General features: G+C 69.4%; 16 protein-coding genes. 7 read left to right on the top strand and 9 right to left on the bottom strand.

Translation table 11 applies throughout. The features are described 5' to 3' along the window. The first annotated feature begins 55 nt into the window (after nt 1-55). The 3 genes from ACOZ38_RS41775 (at nt 56) to ACOZ38_RS41765 (ending at nt 3273) form a co-directional block, all read left to right on the top strand. Nucleotides 56-928: an alpha/beta fold hydrolase gene (locus ACOZ38_RS41775; protein ID WP_424536378.1), complete on the top strand. Its 873-nt coding sequence runs from the start codon at nt 56-58 to the stop codon at nt 926-928. A gap of 422 nt (nt 929-1350) precedes the next feature. Further along, nucleotides 1351-2043 carry a formylglycine-generating enzyme family protein gene (locus tag ACOZ38_RS41770; RefSeq protein ID WP_424536377.1) on the top strand — a complete coding sequence of 231 codons (693 nt, stop codon included), beginning with the start codon at nt 1351-1353 and terminating at the stop codon, nt 2041-2043. Between the two features lie 84 nt (nt 2044-2127). Beyond that, nucleotides 2128-3273 (top strand): sensor histidine kinase, encoded by a 1146-nt coding sequence (locus ACOZ38_RS41765; protein WP_424536376.1) that lies wholly within the window; start codon nt 2128-2130, stop codon nt 3271-3273. A gap of 106 nt (nt 3274-3379) precedes the next feature. Here the strand turns inward: ACOZ38_RS41765 and ACOZ38_RS41760 are convergent, their stop codons facing one another. From ACOZ38_RS41760 to ACOZ38_RS41750, 3 genes are all read right to left on the bottom strand, one after another. Continuing rightward, on the bottom strand, nt 3380-3823 hold the full coding sequence (locus tag ACOZ38_RS41760) for an acyl-CoA thioesterase (RefSeq protein ID WP_424536375.1): 444 nt from the start codon (nt 3821-3823) through the stop codon (nt 3380-3382). A 3-nt stretch (nt 3824-3826) separates the two neighbouring features. After that, entirely contained in the window at nt 3827-4456 is a 630-nt protein-coding gene (locus tag ACOZ38_RS41755) for a TetR/AcrR family transcriptional regulator (RefSeq protein ID WP_424536374.1), read from the bottom strand. A 100-nt stretch (nt 4457-4556) separates the two neighbouring features. Continuing rightward, the gene (locus ACOZ38_RS41750) at nt 4557-4943 is read right to left on the bottom strand and encodes a TraR/DksA family transcriptional regulator (protein WP_424536373.1); all 387 of its coding nucleotides are present in this window, start codon (nt 4941-4943) and stop codon (nt 4557-4559) included. A 318-nt stretch (nt 4944-5261) separates the two neighbouring features. On the opposite strand from ACOZ38_RS41750, the gene ACOZ38_RS41745 reads away from it, so the two are divergent. Both ACOZ38_RS41745 and ACOZ38_RS41740 read left to right on the top strand, forming a co-directional pair. After that, on the top strand, nt 5262-5870 hold the full coding sequence (locus ACOZ38_RS41745; protein ID WP_405141904.1) for a hypothetical protein: 609 nt from the start codon (nt 5262-5264) through the stop codon (nt 5868-5870). A 168-nt stretch (nt 5871-6038) separates the two neighbouring features. Continuing rightward, complete coding sequence (locus tag ACOZ38_RS41740) at nt 6039-6320, top strand: hypothetical protein (protein ID WP_424536372.1); 282 nt, start codon at nt 6039-6041, stop codon at nt 6318-6320. A gap of 111 nt (nt 6321-6431) precedes the next feature. On the opposite strand, the gene ACOZ38_RS41735 is transcribed toward ACOZ38_RS41740, so the two are convergent. From ACOZ38_RS41735 to ACOZ38_RS41720, 4 genes are read right to left on the bottom strand one after another with little or no spacing between them, the layout of a single operon-like run. Further along, nucleotides 6432-7445 (bottom strand): ABC transporter permease, encoded by a 1014-nt coding sequence (locus ACOZ38_RS41735; RefSeq protein WP_424536371.1) that lies wholly within the window; start codon nt 7443-7445, stop codon nt 6432-6434. Next, nucleotides 7442-8404 carry an ABC transporter permease gene (locus ACOZ38_RS41730; protein ID WP_424536370.1) on the bottom strand — a complete coding sequence of 321 codons (963 nt, stop codon included), beginning with the start codon at nt 8402-8404 and terminating at the stop codon, nt 7442-7444. Before ACOZ38_RS41730 ends, ACOZ38_RS41735 begins: the two co-directional genes overlap by 4 nt. After that, entirely contained in the window at nt 8397-9977 is a 1581-nt protein-coding gene (locus ACOZ38_RS41725; protein ID WP_424536369.1) for a sugar ABC transporter ATP-binding protein, read from the bottom strand. The genes ACOZ38_RS41730 and ACOZ38_RS41725 overlap by 8 nt, the downstream gene beginning before the upstream one ends. A 51-nt stretch (nt 9978-10028) precedes the next feature. Next, nucleotides 10029-11108, bottom strand: a complete 1080-nt coding sequence (locus ACOZ38_RS41720; protein ID WP_424536368.1) for an ABC transporter substrate-binding protein — start codon at nt 11106-11108, stop codon at nt 10029-10031. Nucleotides 11109-11373: 265 nt separating this feature from the next. On the opposite strand from ACOZ38_RS41720, the gene ACOZ38_RS41715 reads away from it, so the two are divergent. Both ACOZ38_RS41715 and ACOZ38_RS41710 read left to right on the top strand, forming a co-directional pair. Then, nucleotides 11374-12183, top strand: a complete 810-nt coding sequence (locus ACOZ38_RS41715; RefSeq protein WP_405141890.1) for a DeoR/GlpR family DNA-binding transcription regulator — start codon at nt 11374-11376, stop codon at nt 12181-12183. Nucleotides 12184-12314: 131 nt separating this feature from the next. After that, nucleotides 12315-13850 (top strand): sugar ABC transporter ATP-binding protein, encoded by a 1536-nt coding sequence (locus tag ACOZ38_RS41710; RefSeq protein WP_424536367.1) that lies wholly within the window; start codon nt 12315-12317, stop codon nt 13848-13850. A gap of 106 nt (nt 13851-13956) precedes the next feature. On the opposite strand, the gene ACOZ38_RS41705 is transcribed toward ACOZ38_RS41710, so the two are convergent. Both ACOZ38_RS41705 and ACOZ38_RS41700 read right to left on the bottom strand, forming a co-directional pair. Next, a complete protein-coding gene (locus ACOZ38_RS41705; RefSeq protein ID WP_424536366.1) occupies nt 13957-15273 on the bottom strand; it encodes a hypothetical protein in 1317 nt (438 codons plus the stop codon). Between the two features lie 120 nt (nt 15274-15393). After that, nucleotides 15394-17004: a dolichyl-phosphate-mannose--protein mannosyltransferase gene (locus ACOZ38_RS41700; RefSeq protein WP_424536365.1), complete on the bottom strand. Its 1611-nt coding sequence runs from the start codon at nt 17002-17004 to the stop codon at nt 15394-15396. Nucleotides 17005-17106 lie beyond the last annotated feature (102 nt).

Below are 17106 nucleotides of genomic sequence, written 5' to 3'. Positions count from 1 at the left end.
TGTTATGTTCTGGGTAGAACGTTCGTTACAGACGCCTCGAAGTGAGGAGCAAGACATGCGACAAAAGCGCGTCACCGCCAACGGGATCGACTTCGCCTATCTGGAGGAGGGCGAGGGACCGCTGGCACTGCTGCTGCACGGTTTTCCGGAGGCCCCGAGCATGTACCGGCACCTGATGCCCGTCCTCGCGGAGGCGGGTTACCGGGCCATCGCCCCCGCCATGCGCGGCTTCGCCCCGTCCCAGATCCCGCCGGACGGCAGCATGCGTATCGCCGACCTGATCGCCGATGCCAACAGCCTGCACGAGGAACTGGGCGGTGAGACGGACGCGGTCATCATCGGACATGACTGGGGCGGCTTCTCCACATGGGGTGCCGCGGCCCACGCGCCTGAACGCTGGTCAAAGGTCGTGGTGGCCGACGTCCCGCCGGTCCGGTTCTACGACCGCAAGGCCACGGACCCCGTTCAGATCCACAAGAACAGCCACTTCTACTTCTTCCAGATGGCCATCGCGGATCAGATCGTGCCCGTGAATGACTTCGCCTATCTCGACTGGCTCTGGGAACACTGGAGTGGGTCCGTCCCGGGCTTCGACTCCACCGAGGACCGGAAGGCCGGGAAGGACAGCCTGAGGGCACCGGCCAACCTGCGTTCAGGTCTCGGGCTCTATCGCGACAACTTCAACTCGGTGACATTCGGAACCGACAAGTGGGAGATGGGAGCCGTATTGGCCGAGCTTCCCTCGCAGCCGACGCTCTACCTGCACGGCAGTGAGGACCCCGTGGTCGACGCGGCGACACTCGCCGACATCGTCGACGTGCTGCCCCCGGGCTCGGACGGCGCCCTACTGGAAGGGGTGGGTCACTTCCCGTTCCTGGAGCAGCCCGAGGAGGTGAACCAGCGGATCCTCAAGTTCCTGACGGCCTGACACACGGCCGGCCCCGGTGAGCCCCTCGCCGAGCGAGGGGCTCGCCACCGATCGGCGTACCCGCGAATTCTTCTCCTGCCGACCGGTCGCCTCGCACCCGCTGACGCTTGGGACATGATGTCGATCTTGAACCTGCGATCCCACATCTGCTACCGTCATTTCGGAAAATAACGGTCAGGCGTGAATATCACGACCGCCTGAATACGAGGTAGTCAGGAGCCGGGCGATGGACAGGAAGGTGGCGACCATGATGGTCTGCTCCGCCTGTGATCCGGCCGCTTCCTCCTGTTGTCGCGACTGACGCGCAGCTCATACCTTTGTGCCGCCCCACAGGCGGATTCTCTCAACGCGATCAAGTGACCGCCGCGTATTTCGTCTTCCAAAAAGAGTGGACCACCATTCGCCGCTGGGCAGGACCTGCGATGAGCCTTGAACCGACGCCGCGCCAGGCGATCGCCGAGCGCATGATCGGCATACCCGCCGGGGAGATCGTCCTGCGGGACGAGGGCACGAAGACGAACTGGGAGGCCGAGGTGGCGGCCTTCCGGCTCGCGCCCTGCCCCGTGACCCGCGAGCTGTACCGCGCCGTTCGAGGTGAGGCGCCCGCGAGTGCGGCGGGGCCGCGTACGCCGGTGACCGAGGTCTCCTGGATCGAGGCCGTTCGGTTCTGCAACCTGCTCTCCCGGGCCACGGGGCTCAACCCCTGCTACTCGATGGGCGACGACCCCGACGGGCAGGACGTGGTCTGCGACTGGGAGGCCGACGGCTATCGCCTACCCTCCGAGGCGGAGTGGGAGTACGCGTGCAGGGCCGGGACCTCCGGCGTCCGCTACGGAGAGCTGGACGAGATCGCCTGGTACCGGGGGAACAGCGGCGGCGAAATCCACGACGTCGCGACCAAGGCGCCGAACGCCTGGGGCCTCTACGACATGATCGGCAACGTGTGGGAGTGGTGCTGGGATGTCTATGACCCCAGGGTCTACGGCCCGTACCGCGTATTCCGCGGCGGAGGTTTGTACGATCAGCCCCGAGGATGCCGGGCATCGTGCCGCCGCAAGAGTCACCCGGCCTTCAGCATCGACGATCTCGGCTTCCGGCTCGCCCGGTCTCTGTGAGCCGGTGCCGAAAAGATCGCGATTGAGGCGGTGCCGCCGACCCTGAGTCGTGTTTTCGCAGGTAAAGGCTGCATGATGAGTGGTATGCGGCGGAAGTGGACTGGGTTCACCGCACGCCACCGTGGCGAGATCGGGGACGTGCTGCTGGCTGCTGCCGTCCTGGCGTTCACGATCCCGACGACGCTCATGGGCGAGTCCTTCTCGCTGGTGGGTCGCGCGCCGGAGTGGCTGCTGATCCTCGTCGGCGCCGTCACGGCCGCGACCATGCTGCTGCGTCGTCGTACGGCCTGGCCGATGATCGTCGGCGCGGTCGCCTGCGCCGTGCTCGCCGGGGCGACCGTGCCGCTGGCCCTCGCCGCCTACTCGATGACGGCGGAGGCCAAGGTGCGTCGCTGGCGGCGGGTCGCCGTGGCCATGACGGTCGTCTACATCGTCATCGACTACGTGAACCCCTATACCGACCAGTTCCTTTACCTGATCACCGTGCGGGCGCTGACGCTGGTGTACCTGCCCGCGCTGGTCGGCACGTGGGTGCATGAATACCGCAGCATGAACGCCGAGCTGCGTACCGGGGTCAAGTTGCGTGAGGAGCACGCCGCCTCGCAGGAGCGGCGGTGGATCGCGGCTGAGCTGCACGACACCGTGACCCACGCGGTCACCACCATGGTGCTCAACGCGGGGATCATCCAGGACACCGAGGACCACGCCGAGATCCGCAAGCTGGCCACCACTATCGAGGACAAGGGCGTGCAGGCGCTCACCGAGCTGCGCGGCCTGCTCACGGTGCTCCGGCGCGAGGAGGTCTACCAGTCGTTGCAAGGGGTGGAGGCGATCCCCCAGCTGGTGGAGGAGGCGAGGGACATCGGCCTGCGGATCGACCTCCACCTCGACGTCCCGCAGGGCGCCCTGTCCCGGCAGCTGGGCCACGAGTGCTTTCGGGTGGTCCAGGAAGGGCTCAACAACGTCCGCAAGCACGCGCCCGGGTCGGAGGTGCGGGTCGTCTGCGAGGCCAACGGTGACGTGGTCGACGTCTCGGTGGTGAACACAGGGCAGGGCCGGACGGAGACCGTCCGGGACTGCCCTGTGCTGGAGTCGGGCTTCGGGCTGGCCGGCCTGTGGGAGCGGATCACCCTCGCCGGAGGCCGGCTCGAATCAGGCCCCACGACCGAGGGCGGTTACGCCCTGACGGCCCAGCTCCCCTTCCAGCCCGCACGAGAAGACCAGATATAGATCAACTCACCTGGCGCCCAGTAAGCAGGCGAACTCCCGTACACCAACCGCGTCGTGCCACCGACCAGCGTGCTCGTCCCCGCGATTCGCAGGTCGGAGGAGAGCCTCACCCACCGGCCGAGCCGAGCAGAGGGACGATGGCCTCGCGTACGGTCGAGCCGATGGGGCTCGGGCGCAGCGTCGCCGGGTCGATCTTCACCTGTACGCGCCGGCCTTCCGCGTGGACGACGGTGTGGTCGCCTGACAGGACGCGGAAGCCGTAGACCACGCTGGTCGTGCCGAGGCGCTCGACCCAGAAGTGCACGGCCACCTCGCCCACCGTGTTGACGGGGACGTGGTAGGTGATGGCGAACTCGCGCACCACGAAGAAGACCTCGGCGAAGTGCGGCCGGGTCGGGTCGAACGGCCAGCCGTGCCCGGCCCAGTAGGCCGACAGCGCGCGTTCGAGCAGCAGGACGTACCGGCCGTTGTGGACCACGCCCATCGCGTCGAGGTCCTCGAAGTGGATCTGGACGGGCTGGACGTGCCCCGTCTGAAGGGCGGTGGTCATATGTCAGGCCTCCGGGAGGATGGTGGGGTCGGTCGCGAGCGCGCGGAGCCGGTCGAGCACGGCGCGGCGGGCGTAGGCGTAGCCGCTCTCGCGGCGCAGAAGGTGGGCGTGGACGACCACGGCCTCGCCGAGCGCCTGGATCTCGAAGGCGAGCTGCCCGACGTCGGTGCCGTCCCGCAGCTCTCCTCGCTCGACGGCCTGGGCGGCGATCGTGGTCAGCAGGCGCATCCAGTCGTCGTTGGCCTGGGCGACGGACTCGCGCACAGGGCCCGGCCGGTCGTCGAGCTCGGCGCCGACGGCGGCGAAGAAGCAGCCGCCGGGAAGTGTCCCGGCCTCGTAGAAGGCCAGGCGATGCTCGTGCAGCGCCCAGAGGCGCGGCAAGGCCTTGGGGGCTCGCAGGGCGGGGCGCACGATGAGATCGGTCCACTGCTGCCGGGCGTGCTCGACGATCGCGAGCTGCAGCCGCTCTTTGTCGGGCCAGTGCACGAACAACCCTGACTTGCTGACGCCGAGGGTCTGCGCGAGCCGCGCGAGGGACAGGCCCTCAAGGCCCTCCACCGAGGCCAGCGAGACCGCGGTGTCGAGCACGGCCTGCCGGGTGCGCTCCCCGCGCAGGAGTCGTCCGTCGATCACCCTTCGACCCTACCAAACAAAGTGACCGACCGATCATATAGATTTAATTTCGTGGCGCACCTGCCCCTTCCGGCACTTGCCTTTGAGGGTCGGCCGCGGGTCAGCGTCCCTTGGACGCGCAGGCGATGCAGGTCTTCGCCGCCGGGCGCGCCTTGAGGCGTTCGAGGGCGATGGGGCCGCCGCACCTTTCGCACACCCCGTACGTGCCGTCGCGCAGGCGTTCGAACGCGTGGTCGAGGTCGGTGAGGTGGGTGGCCGTCTGGTCGAGCAGCGACTGGATGTGAGCCCGTTCGAAGGCGGTCGAGGATCCTTCGGGGTCGTGCTCGTCGTCGGTGGCCGCCATCGCGGAGGACTCGACGATGTCGGTCCAGTCGCGCGTCAGCGAAGCGACGCGTGACATGGTGCGCTCGCGGTCGGCGCCGAGAAGGTTCCGCATGGTCGCCTGCACCGAGGGGGAGAGGGCGGCGTCCTGAGATCGCTCAGCCATCACGGCCTCACCTCCTGATCCAGCTTATTCACGCCCGCCACCCTGTCGGCCGGGCGGGACGGAGAGTCGGCCGGTGGCCTGGCGGACGGCGAAACCGCCTGCCGCCGGAGGAATGGGGCTCCGGGAAACGGAGGAATAGCGCGATAACCCCGAAGAATGGTCCTTTCAGACGAGAGCAAGATATGTCTTCTTTGCCGTTCGAGGTGTTTACCTGATAACCGCCGAACGGGCGCCCATGGCATGTCACAGTGGGGGAACCCGCGCTCGGCGCGGGCGTCGATATTCGTATGGCACGCGTCTGGTCCGTCGGAGGTCTGAGTGGCGACAGTCGACAACGGGGATGGCAAGACGTCCGGATGGCCGCGCATTCTGGTGCCCGCCCTCATCGGCACCGCCGCGGTGCTCATCGCCTCAGCGATCGGCTATTCCGCCACGACTCCGGTCAAGTCGCCCTCGTCGGCCCCGCCCGCCTCCCAGGGCTCCTGCGAGCGGCTGGCTTCGCGCGTCGCGGTGCGCCAGGTGAGCGCCGCCATCGTGTTCCCCGAGGTGTCGTACGCGGTCGACGACGCGGGCGACCGGCCGCGCATCGACCTGGCCGGAAGCTATCGGGGGGCCATCGACGAGGGCAAACGTGTCGCCGTCATCGTGCGGGCCGATCCCCGCTCGTACGACTCGACGCCCGAGCACCAGCCGGGGGACGGCCGTTACTACTACGAGCAGGAGCTCCAGATCGACGAGCAGGCGCACTGCTGGTCGGCGATGTCGCTCAACCCGGCGCACAGCGGGTCGAGCGGGCTGGTCTGGCATATCTACCTGGCCCTGGTCCCCGCTGACTTCGGCGTCACCTCCGTGTCCGCGCGCAACGAGGTCGAGGACGGCGTCTTCAACGGCCTGGACGTGCTCGCCGCGTTCACCGTACGCACCTAGCCCCTCTTATGCCGAAATATCAACTCAATACGGGCAAAAGGTCTCGTCTATAGGAATTAGCTCATATCTCCTTATCCATGCCTATCGTTACCAGCCATGGCGAAGGGTAGGAAAATAGCGTCAAGACGCCGCTATCAAGGGGGGCATATGATCAGGACACTCCACCGAATGGGCATCCGATCCGGCATGATGTACACGGCCGGCATCGTCTCCGTCGGCGCGTCATTCGTTTCGTGGCTTCTGTCCAAGGAGTACGAGCAGGATATCGCCCGCGCCGACCGCTGGGGCCTGTTCGTCGGCGAGTGGGCGCCGACCTTCTTCGCGATCGGCGTCGCCCTCAGGATCGAGGAGACCCGCGAGGAGGTCATGACCGGTCGCACCGAGGAGGATCGGCGCCAGCAGGATCGCATGGGCCGACGCCTCGGTGGCCGCGTGACCGCCGGCGTCTAGCGGAGCCACGGGCCGTCGAAGGAACATGGTCGGCCGCGCGTCTTGCGGAGCCACGGGCCGTCGGAGGAACACGGCCGGCCGCGCGCCTGAGGCATGCGGCCGGTCCGCGCGTCAGTTCAGCCGCTGCGCCTTGCTGAGCAGGCGCTGCGCGATCACCACCAGGGCCAGGAACCCGCCGCTCACCACCTGCTGGAAGGACGAGGTGAGGTCCCCGATCTGGTTGATGAGGCTCTGGATCACCCCGAGCAGCAGCACCCCTGCGACCGTGCCGGTCACCCCGCCCGCGCCGCCGGTCAGCAGGGTGCCGCCGATGACCACGGCCGCGATCACGTCCAGCTCCAGCCCGATGCCGAGGATGGTGACCCCCGAGGACAGCCGGGCCGCGTTGAGTGCCCCCGCGAGCCCGGCGAGCAGGCCGGACATGAGGTACACCAGCACCTTGGTGCGGGCGACGGGTACGCCCATCAACGTCGCGGCGTGCTCGTTGCCCCCGATCGCGAAGACGTTCTGGCCGAACCCCGTGCGTTGCAACAGGAGCATCCCGAGCAGGGCGAGCGCGGCGGCGATGTACACGGGGTAGGTCAGGCCGAGAAGCTCGCCCTGCCCGAGGCGGGCGAAGGCCGGATCCTTGACCAGGTAGGTCGTCGCGCCCTCGTCCGAGATGGCGAGCATCAGCCCGCGCACGCCGAGGAGGCCGGCCAGCGTCACGATGAAGGGCGCCATGCCGGTGCGCGCGATGATCAGACCCTGGACCAGCCCCACCGTCCCGCACACCGCGAGGGGGAGCAGCAGCGCCACCAGCACCCCCGCCTGCGAGCCGTACGCCGCGAGCACGCCGCCGAGGACGAACAGCGACCCGACGGACAGGTCGATGCCGCCACTGATGATCACGAAGGTCATGCCGAGCGCGATGACGGCCAGGAAGGACGACGAGACCACGACGCTCGCCGCGTTCTCCGCGGTGGCGAAGAAGTCGAAGGCGACGCTCCCGGCCGCCACCAGGGCCACCAGGACGATGAGGGCCCCGTGGTGCTGGAGGACGTGCCCGAGCCGCTCGCGCCGCGCCGCACCCGCGCCGCGTACGGCCGGGGCCTCGAACGCGGGGACCACCTTGGAGTCGGTCATCGCGATCCACGCTCCCGGGTGACGTACACGGCGGCGAGGATGATGACCGCCTGGACCATCTGGGTCCACGACTGTGGCAGGTTGTGCTTGATCAGGGTGGCCGACAGCAGTTGCATCAGCAGGGCTCCCATGACGGTGCTGAAGACCCTGATGCGCCCGCCGGCGAGCGGGGTGCCCCCGACGACGACCGCGGTGATCGCGGAGAGCTCGATGAACAGGCCGAGCGAGGTAGGGTCGCTGGCCTGCAGGCGGGCCGTGGCCAGCACTCCCGCCAGCGCCGCCAGCACACCGGAGATCATGTAGACCGTGAGCAACACGCGCTTCACCGGCAGGCCGGAAAGCTCGCTCGCGGTGCGGTTGCCTCCGATCGCGACGACCTGCCTGCCGAACGTCGTCCGCCGTACGAGGAACGCCACGAGCAGGGTCAGCGCCGCCGCGATCACCACGATGACCGGCACGCCCGCCACCGAACTGCTGCCGAGCGCGATGAGGTCCGGATTGCGGAACTCCATGAGCTGCGGCACGAGCACGTTGGCCACACCCCGCACGCCGACCAGCAGGGCGAGCGTGGCGACGATCGGCTGCACGCCCACGTACGCGACCAGAGAGCCTCCGGCCGCCCCGACGGCGGCGCCCGCGACGAGGGCGACCAGCAGGGCGGGCAGCACGCCGTACCCGAGGTAGAGCACCACCGTCGCGGCCGACAGCGCCATCACCGACCCCACCGACAGGTCGATGCCCTGCGTGCCGATCACCAGGGCCATGCCCAGCGACACGATCACGATCGGGGTGACCTGGACGAGCTGGGTACGGAAGTTCGCGACGTCCAGGAAGCGGGGCGTGAACAGCACGTTGAGCACCAGGAGCGTCAGCACCGCGGCGTAGACCCCGTACTCCTGGAGCCAGGCGAACAGCCGTGCCCGGTCCACGCGCGGGAGCGCCGCCGTCGTCTCAGTCATGGGACTCCCCCCTCGTGGAGTGGGCCGCCGGTGTCGTCGAGGCGGCCGGGGCGTGGTCGGCGATGGAGGCCATGATCCCTTCCTCGGTGACCTCGGCGCCGGACAGCTCGCCCACGACCGCCCCCTCGCGGAGGACGACGATGCGGTCGGAGCCCTCGGCGAGTTCCTCCAGGTCCGAGGAGATCAGCAGCACGCCCAGGCCCTCGCCGGCCAGTTCCTCGATCAGGGCCTGGACCTCCGCCTTGGCGCCCACGTCGATGCCTCGGGTGGGCTCGTCGAGCAGCAGCGCCCTGGGCCGCATCGCGAGCCAGCGGGCGAGGAGCACCTTCTGCTGGTTGCCCCCGGACAGCTCTGAGACCTTCTGGTGCGGCGAGGAGGCCTTGATCCGCAGCTTGCGCATGAAGGCCGCGACCACCTCGTCGATGCGGGCGTCCGACACCACCCCACCTCGCGCGAGGGAGGGAAGCGAGGCCAGGACGATGTTCTCGCGAACGGACAGATTGGGGATGATGCCCTCGGCCTTGCGGTCCTCGGGCAGCAGGCTGACCCCGGCCCTGATCGCCGTGCTCGTGGACCCGCGCCGCAGCGGGAACCCGGCCACGAGCACCTCACCGGAGTCGAGCGGCAGCGCCCCCATGATCGCCTTGGCGGTCTCGCTGCGGCCCGCGCCGAGCAGCCCGCCGAGGCCGACCACCTCGCCCGGCCGCACGCTGACCGAGACCTCGCTGAGCACGTGCCTGCGGGTGAGCCCGCGTGCCTCCACGACGGGCTCGCCGGTGGCCACCGCCTCGTGGTCGCGGGAGAACCTCGTCGCGCCGCCCGCCCTGACCTCGTCCAGGTCGCGGCCGAGCATGAGGGAGATGAGCTGGAGCCGTTCGAGGCCGGCCAGCGGACCGGTGTGCGCCGTGCGGCCGTCCCGCAGCACCGTCACCCGGTCGCACACCTGGTACAGCTCGTCGAGCCGGTGGCTGACGTAGACCACGCCGATGCCGTCGTCGCGGAGCCGTCTGATCACCCCGAACAGCGTCTCCACCTCGCGGGGTTCGAGGGACGAGGTGGGCTCGTCCATGATGACGACCCTGGCGTCCACCGAGATCGCCCTGGCCAGGGCCACCATCTGCTGGGCGCCCATGCCGAGGGTGCGGAGGGGGCGCCGCACGTCCGTCCTGACCCCGTAGCCGGAAAGGACGCGCTCCGCCTCGGCGTACATGCGGGTGGCGTCGATGACCCCGAGCCGGTTGCGTGGCTCGCGCCCGAGCAGCAGGTTGCGGGCCACGCTCATCATGGGGACGAGGTTGATCTCCTGATAGATCGTGGAGATGCCCGACCGCCGGGCGTCCAGCGGGGTGGCGAAGGCCGCGGGGGCACCCTGGTAGCGCAGCTCACCCTCGTCCGGCCGGTGGACCCCGGTGAAGATCTTGATCAGCGTCGACTTCCCCGCGCCGTTCTCGCCGACCAGCGCGTGCACCTCTCCCGGGAGCACCGCGAACGACACGCGGTCGAGCGCGACGACGCCCGGGAAGCGCTTGGTGATCTGCCTGGCCTCCAGCACGGGCTCATCGGACGTGCCCAATGGCTTCCCCCCTCCACGTCGGTTTCACGAGCGCGCCTGATGTTCCTGCGGTCAGTAGGCCTCGTCCAGACCCGCCTTGGCGGTGTCCCCGGCGTACTCGCGGTCGGAGATGATGACCTTGTCGGGGATCGGCTGCCCGTCCAGGAACTTCTGGGCGGTCTCGAAGGCCAGCGGGCCGAACCTCGGGTTGGACTCGATCACCGAGTACAGCCAGCCGTCGACGATGCCCTGTACTGCGCTGCGGGTGCCGTCCACTGAGACGATCTTGATGTCGCCGGCCTCCTTGCCCGCGCCCTTGAGCGCGGTGACCGCTCCGAGGGCCATCTCGTCGTTCTCCGCGTAGATCCCGTCGATGTCCGGGTTCGACTGGATGAGCTGCTCGGTGACCTGCTGGCCCTTCTCCCTCGCGAACTCCCCGGTCTGCTCGAAGGAGATCTCGATGCCCGGGGCCTGCTTCGCCACCTGCTCCTTGAAGCCGTTGGTGCGCTCGGTGGTCACGTTGTTGCCCGGAGCGCCGAGCAGGATGGCGACCTTGCCCTTGCCGCCGAGCGCCTTGATCATCTGGTCGGCCGCGCGTCTGCCCTGCTCGGTGAAGTCGGACCCGATGAACGTGAGGTAGTCGCCGCACGACCTGGCGTTGATCTTCCGGTCGACCGTGATGATCGGGATCTTCTTGGCGGACGCCTGCTGGAGCACCGGCTCCCAGCCGTCGGAGTTCAGCGGTGCGATGACGAGCAGCTGAGCCCCCTGCGCGATCAGCTGCTGCACGTCGGTGATCTGCTTGGAGAACTGTGACTGCGCGTTGGTCACCCTGAGCTGCTGGATGCCCAGCTTGGCGGCCTCGTCCTTGATCGACCTGGTCTCGGCGATCCGGAACGGGTTGGCCTCCTTCTCCGACTGCGAGAAGCCCACCGTGGCGGTCTTCAGGTCGAACCTCTTGCCGCCGAATTGGTCCAGCGTGCAGGTCGGCCCGGCCTGGCCGGTGGGCGTCTGTACCACCTGCCGCCCCTGGGTGTCGCTCGCGGCGGGCGCCGCCGCGGTCTCCTCCGACTTGGCGCACCCGGCGCCCGCGAGGACCACGGCGAGGGCGATGGCGGCCGTGCGAAGACGGCGGCCGGGCTCCATGGTCATGAGCTTTCCTTCCCGTTGGGATGAGGTGGCAGGTACGGTGACGCCTGATCGGTCGTCTTCGCGCAAAACCGAACAGCTCCGGACTTATCCAGACCTCAAATAAGCACCATCGAACGGAAACAGTCAAGAGTTCCGATCGCAAACGCTCTGACTCGGTCATCGCCGAAGGCGTAGCAGGCGGTCGGCGCCCGGCTCGCGGTGTCCTGGGTGGCCGACTATGATCAGAATCGGTTATACGTGCGGCACGGATGACAAGGTGGGAGCCGTGGGCGACACCGAGGGATCGGGGGAAGTCCGCCGGCCCGTGTTCGCCGCCGAGCGCCGGCAGCGCATCATCGAGCTGGTGCGCGTCAACGGCGCGGTCTCGCTTAGGGAGCTCGCCCTGGCGGTGCGGTCCTCGGAGGTCACGGTCCGCCGCGACCTGCGCGCCTTGGAGGCCGAGGGCCTGCTCAACCGCCACCACGGCGGCGCGACCCTGCCCGGCGAGCTGTCGCGGGAGCCGACGCACTCGCAGAAGGCGCAGGTCGCCTCCGTCGAGAAGAGCGTGATCGCCGACCTCGCGGCGTCCCTGGTCGAGGACGGCGACGCCATCGTGGTCGGGCCCGGCACCACCACCCAGGAGTTCGCCCGCAGGCTGAGCAGGAACACCGAGCTCGCCGTCGTGACGAACTCCCTTCTCGTGGCCCAGGCGCTCGCCGGCTCGCCGCGCGTCGAGGTCGTTCTCACCGGCGGCACCCTGCGCGGCTCCATCCACGCCCTCGTCGGCAGCGCGGCCGAGCACTCGCTCGCGGGCCTGCGGGTGCGGCGGGCGTTCATCTCGGGCAACGGGCTCTCGGCAGAGCGCGGGCTCTCGACCCCCAACCTCCAGGTGGCCAGCGTCGACCGCGCGCTCGCGGCGGCGGCCGAGGAGGTCGTCGTGCTCGCCGACCACACCAAGATCGGCATCGACACGATGGTGCAGACGGTCGCGGCCGAGCAGATCGACCACCTGGTCACCGACGACGCGGCCCCTCGCGACGTGCTCGACGAGCTGGCCGGCAAGGGCGTACGGCTGCACGTGGCCAGGCTCGGCTGACGTTGACTGGTTCTGATCGGCTGTGACCGGATAAGTTTCCTTCTGTTACGAGATTGTTTCCTCGCGCGATCACCATCGGTCCCAACGAGGTATCTCCTCTCGCCCAGGCAGGCAGTCCGGGGAGGAAGCTGGTGACAGGTAGCAGCATGGTCCTCCAGGCCGCCGGCGTCCTGAAGAGCTTCCCCGGCGTCCGGGCGCTCGACCACGTCTCCGTGGCCGTCGCCGAGGGAGAGGTCCACGCGCTCATCGGCGGCAACGGCGCCGGCAAGTCGACCCTGGTCAACCTGTTCTCCGGGGTGTACCAGCCCGACGGGGGCGAGCTGCGCTATCTCGGCGAGCCCGTGAGGTTCGGCGGCCCGCTGCAGGCGCTGCGTGCGGGCATCGCGACGATCTACCAGAAGGGCAACCTCGCCCCCCAGATGAGCGTCGCCCGCAACATCTTCCTCGGCAGGGAGCCGCGCGGGCGCCTGGGGCTCATCGACTTCGCCCGGATGCACGCGGACGCCGAGGAGATCCTCGCCCGGTACGGCGTGCGCGCCGACGTCCGCCGTCCGGTCGCCTCGCACCCCGCCGGGACCCAGCAGATGGTCGCCCTGGCGCGCGCCGCCTCGGCCGGGCCCCGCGTCGTGATCATGGACGAGCCCACGTCGTCGATGGAGCCCGGCGAGATAGAGACGCTGTTCGGCGTCATCAGTGCCCTCCGCGACGGCGGCCGGTCGGTGATCTACGTGAGCCACCGGCTGGAGGAGCTCTACCGCATCTGCGACCGGGCCACGGTGCTGCGCGACGGCAAGGTCGTCCACACCGGCCCGATGGCCGGCCTCGACCGCTTCAGGCTCGTCTCGCTGATGCTGGGCAGGCCCTTCCACCCGCCGCGGGCCCCCGTGGACCTCGGCGGCGGCCCGGCCGACGAGCCTGGCGACCTGCCGATCCTTTCAGCCAGAGGACTCAGCCGCCGCCACGTCCTCGCCGACATCTCGATCGCCCTGCGTTCGGGCGAGGTGCTCGGCCTCGGCGGGCTGCTCGGCGCCGGGCGCAGCGAGACCGCGCGGGCCATCGCGGGCGTGGAGCCCGTGGACGCCGGGCAGGTGACGGTGGCGGGCGCCCCGCTGGGCAAGTGGTCGATCAAGAGCGCCATCAGGGCCGGCGTCGGGCTCGTCCCGGAGAACCGCAGGACCGAGGGGATCGTCCCGACCCTGTCCGTGCGGGACAACATCGCGCTCGCGGCGCTGCCCCGACTCTCGCGGGCCGGCATCGTGTCGGACGCCCGCCTCGACCGGGTCGTGGCGACCTTCATGCGGCGGCTGCGCATCAAGGCGGTGTCACCCGGCCAGCGGGCGGGAGAGCTGTCGGGAGGCAACCAGCAGAAGGTGCTGCTCGCCCGCTGGCTCGCCATGAACCCCAAGGTGCTCCTGCTGGACGAGCCGGGCCACGGCGTGGACGTCCCCAGCAGGGCGGAGATGCGCGCGCTCATCGACGAACTGGCCGTCGACGGGCTCGCCGTCCTGCTGATCTCCTCCGACGTGGCCGAGCTGGCGGAGAACTGCGACCGCGTGGTGGTCCTGCGGGACGGCAGCATCGCCAGGGAGCTCACCGGCCAGGACGTGACCGAGGACAACATCATGTCCGCCATCGCGGCCCCCGGCCTCGGAAGCGCCCGAAGCTGACGGCGTGCCGGCCGCGCCTCGTGGCTCAGCTCAGGGCGGTGACGTAGCCGGCCGCGCCTCGTGGTTCGGCTCAGGGTGGTGACGTAACGCCGGGGGCGCCTCTGGCTCAGCTCAGGGTGACGTACTGCCGGGGACGGAGCGCCTGACCGCGCAGGGCCGCCAGGGCGGCGGCCCGGCCCGCCGGGGTCAGCTCGGCCGGGGCCAGCGCGTCCGGCGAGGGGGCGGGGGAGACGCACAGGTCGAACGCCTCCAGGCGGTGGCGCAGCTCCACCAGAGGACGGACCACGTCGGCCGGGGTCGCCGTGCGCCAGCCCTCGCCCACGACCACCTCGGTGACCCGCTCGGCCAGCGACCCGCAGGGCACCTCCTTGCCGTCGGTCAGGAGCATCAGCCCGACCTCGCGCACCGACATCTCCATCTCGCGCTCACCGGGCGCGGGCGTCAGCAACGCCGAGGACGCGGCCTGCCACATGGCCTCGGGGTCGGCGAGCAGCCTCCTGCCCGTCGCGGTGATCAGAAGCCTCCTGCCGGTGCGCTGCACGGCCCGCATCTCGTCCTCGGCCATGTGGCGCAGCGTGCGCAGGGCGGCGACGCCGCCCTCGCTGCGCGTGCCGGTGAGCGGCCAGCCGAACCGCTCGGCCGCCTCGACGACGAGCGCGCGGGCGATGTTGTGCCGCTGGGTGAGCGGCACGCCCCCGGGCTTGGCCGCCGTCTCCAGCAGCCAGCACAGGGCGGCGAAATGTGACCCATCGGGGACGGGGACGGGCGCGTGGAGGCGTACCTCGAAGGGCTGGGCCAGCTCGCGGCGGGCCGCGCCGCGGCCGAGCACCCAGCGGTTGAGGCGCTCACCGTGCACCCGGTTGAGCCAGTTGTCGCCGCCCAGCTCGGTGCGGGGGGCGGTGAGCCAGCGTTGGGTCAGCGCCTCGGCGTGGGTCTTCCAGCTGCTCGCCGCCGGCTCCAGCTCGCCGGACACGATGGCGATCTCCAGCGCGGCCGAGCACGCGAGGTGGGCGCCTAACTCCTCGGGACCCATGATCGAGCTCCAGCGGAGCTCCGGCACGTCGGGCGGCAGCACTCCGGTGGCGGCGAGGGCGCGCTGGTAGGCGGCCGTCCCGGCGTCCTCGCCCTCGCGCGCGTACGTCCGCAGGATCTGGGAGGTGGTCGGGGACGCGCACAGGGCGGCGTAGCGGTCCATGCCCCCCAGGCGCAGCAGCCTTCCGAGCGCCCTGGCGATGTCGCCGTGGTCGCCGGTCACCTTGAGGGGCAGCGTGTACCAGAGGAACTCGCACACATCGAGCTGAGTGATCGTTTCGAGCGGCTCGGCGCCGGTCAGCCACTCGACGGCGGTCCTGGCGTCGTCGGCGACGTCCGGATCGGAGCGCTCGAGCTCTGTCAGGAGCGCGGCAACGTCGGGTGCAGGCATGCCTCGCAGTCTGCCGTATAGGCCTGCGCCCTGACGACGACCACCACCACGGACGATTTCCACGTCACCTACCTGTAAGGCCAGAAAGAGCAGAAGGGCTGGGTTGTGCGGGTTGAGGGGTCATATCCAGCGGTTGAGCAGCATGCGCCGATGCCAATCGTCGTAGGGGATGATCTCGGCGGCGATAACGGGGTACAGCCACCAGAAGTTAATCAGTGCCACGAGCACGAAGGCACCCGAAAGCGAGGCCCCGATGATCCGCCGCACCGGCTCGCCGTTGGCCGGACCGATGAGCAGCCCGGCGGCGAGCACGATGGCGAGGATCATGAAGGGCAGCATGGGCGCCGTGTAGAACAGGAACATCGTGCGCTTGTCGGCCAGGGCGTAGTAGACCCAGGGCAGCCCGCCGATGGCGTAGGCCAGCAGCACCGCCCCGGCCCGCCAGTCACGGGTGGACACGTACCAGACGATCATGGCGAGCAGGGCGATGATCGCTCCGTACCAGATGACCGGGGTGCCGACGCCGAGCACGGCCTGCGAGCACCTGGCCGCCCCGCAGCCGCCCGGGCTCTCGTAGAAGAACGCCACCGGCCGCAGCAGCAGGGGCCACTCCCAGGGCCACGACTGGTACGGGTGTGACGAGTCGAGGCCGGTGTGGAAGCTCAGGACCATCCACTGGTAGTTCCACCAGGAGCGCAGGGAGTCGAAGATGAAGTATCCCCAGCCGCTGGAGGTGGCCTGGGCCCAGTTGCGGCCGTACCCGTAAGCACTGGCGAACCACCCGGTCCAGCTCAGCATGTACCCCACCGCGGGCACCACCGCCATCGCCACCGCACTGGTCGGCGCGTCCTGACGCATCACCCCCGCCAACGGCCTGCGCAACCCGATCGCCCGCCGCGCCCCCGCATCCCACACCAGGCTCAACACCCAGAACGCCACCAAGAAGAACACACCGCTCCACTTGGTCGCACACGCCGCCGCCAGGCACAACCCCGCACCGATCCGCCACGGCCGCATCCCCAGCCACGGACCCACCCCACTCAGCCGCGACCCCTCATACCAAACAGCCAGCCGCTCCCGCGAACGATCACGATCGACCACCAGGCACCCGAACCCCGCCAGCACCCAGAACATCAAGAACACGTCCAGCAACGCCGTCCGGCTCAACACGAAATGCAGACCGTCCAACGCCAAAAGCAACCCCGCCATGCACCCCAGCAACGTCGAACGCGTCATCCGCCGCGCCACCCGCGCCAAAACCAGGATCGACAACACCCCGAACACAGCAGCCGCGAACCGCCACCCGAACGGATCGGCCCCGAACAACCACTCACCCACACCGATCATCCACTTCCCCAACGGGGGATGGACGACGTACGAGGCGCACTTGTCGATCTCGGTGGGCGCGCAGTGCTGCCAGATGTTGGCGTCGCCCTTGAGCAGCAGCTTGTCGGCGTCCTTCACCGCGACCCGCTCCACGCCGAACTTGATCAGCGAGAGTGAGTCCTTGGCGTAGTAGGTCTCGTCGAAGACCACCGCGTTGGGCGACCCGAGGCGGTTGAAACGCAGGAACGCCGCGAAACCGGCCACCAGCAGCGGTCCCAGCCATCCCCACAGGGGGCTGCCCTGGAAAGGCGGAACCAGCCGGTCGCGTACAGATCCCGGCTGTGCGGGCTCGTCGCGCGGCTCCGGCTGCTCGAAGTCCTGGTTAGGGAAGTCCGTCAGGGCCATCCGGACATCGTACGGGGCGGCTATTACGTCCAGCCTAAGAAACACCTCTTACGTACCCAATTGGGGGACTCATGCCCGAAGGTGCTGTGCTGATGACCTCCT

This window comes from Sphaerisporangium viridialbum (assembly GCF_049674955.1).
In the GTDB taxonomy this organism is placed as follows: domain Bacteria; phylum Actinomycetota; class Actinomycetes; order Streptosporangiales; family Streptosporangiaceae; genus Sphaerisporangium; species Sphaerisporangium viridialbum.
This window is presented reverse-complemented; position numbering and strand designations above follow the sequence as displayed.

Excerpts from the sequence above, each read along its gene's own strand:
- ACOZ38_RS41775 (WP_424536378.1), top strand. The coding sequence starts at position 56 with ATGCGACAAAAGCGCGTCACCGCCAACGGGATCGACTTCGCCTATCTG.
- ACOZ38_RS41770 (WP_424536377.1), top strand. The coding sequence starts at position 1,351 with ATGAGCCTTGAACCGACGCCGCGCCAGGCGATCGCCGAGCGCATGATC.
- ACOZ38_RS41765 (WP_424536376.1), top strand. The coding sequence starts at position 2,128 with ATGCGGCGGAAGTGGACTGGGTTCACCGCACGCCACCGTGGCGAGATC.
- ACOZ38_RS41760 (WP_424536375.1), bottom strand. The coding sequence starts at position 3,823 with ATGACCACCGCCCTTCAGACGGGGCACGTCCAGCCCGTCCAGATCCAC.
- ACOZ38_RS41750 (WP_424536373.1), bottom strand. The coding sequence starts at position 4,943 with ATGGCTGAGCGATCTCAGGACGCCGCCCTCTCCCCCTCGGTGCAGGCG.
- ACOZ38_RS41740 (WP_424536372.1), top strand. The coding sequence starts at position 6,039 with ATGGGCATCCGATCCGGCATGATGTACACGGCCGGCATCGTCTCCGTC.
- ACOZ38_RS41735 (WP_424536371.1), bottom strand. The coding sequence starts at position 7,445 with ATGACCGACTCCAAGGTGGTCCCCGCGTTCGAGGCCCCGGCCGTACGC.
- ACOZ38_RS41730 (WP_424536370.1), bottom strand. The coding sequence starts at position 8,404 with ATGACTGAGACGACGGCGGCGCTCCCGCGCGTGGACCGGGCACGGCTG.
- ACOZ38_RS41720 (WP_424536368.1), bottom strand. The coding sequence starts at position 11,108 with ATGACCATGGAGCCCGGCCGCCGTCTTCGCACGGCCGCCATCGCCCTC.
- ACOZ38_RS41705 (WP_424536366.1), bottom strand. The coding sequence starts at position 15,273 with ATGCCTGCACCCGACGTTGCCGCGCTCCTGACAGAGCTCGAGCGCTCC.
- ACOZ38_RS41700 (WP_424536365.1), bottom strand. The coding sequence starts at position 17,004 with ATGGCCCTGACGGACTTCCCTAACCAGGACTTCGAGCAGCCGGAGCCG.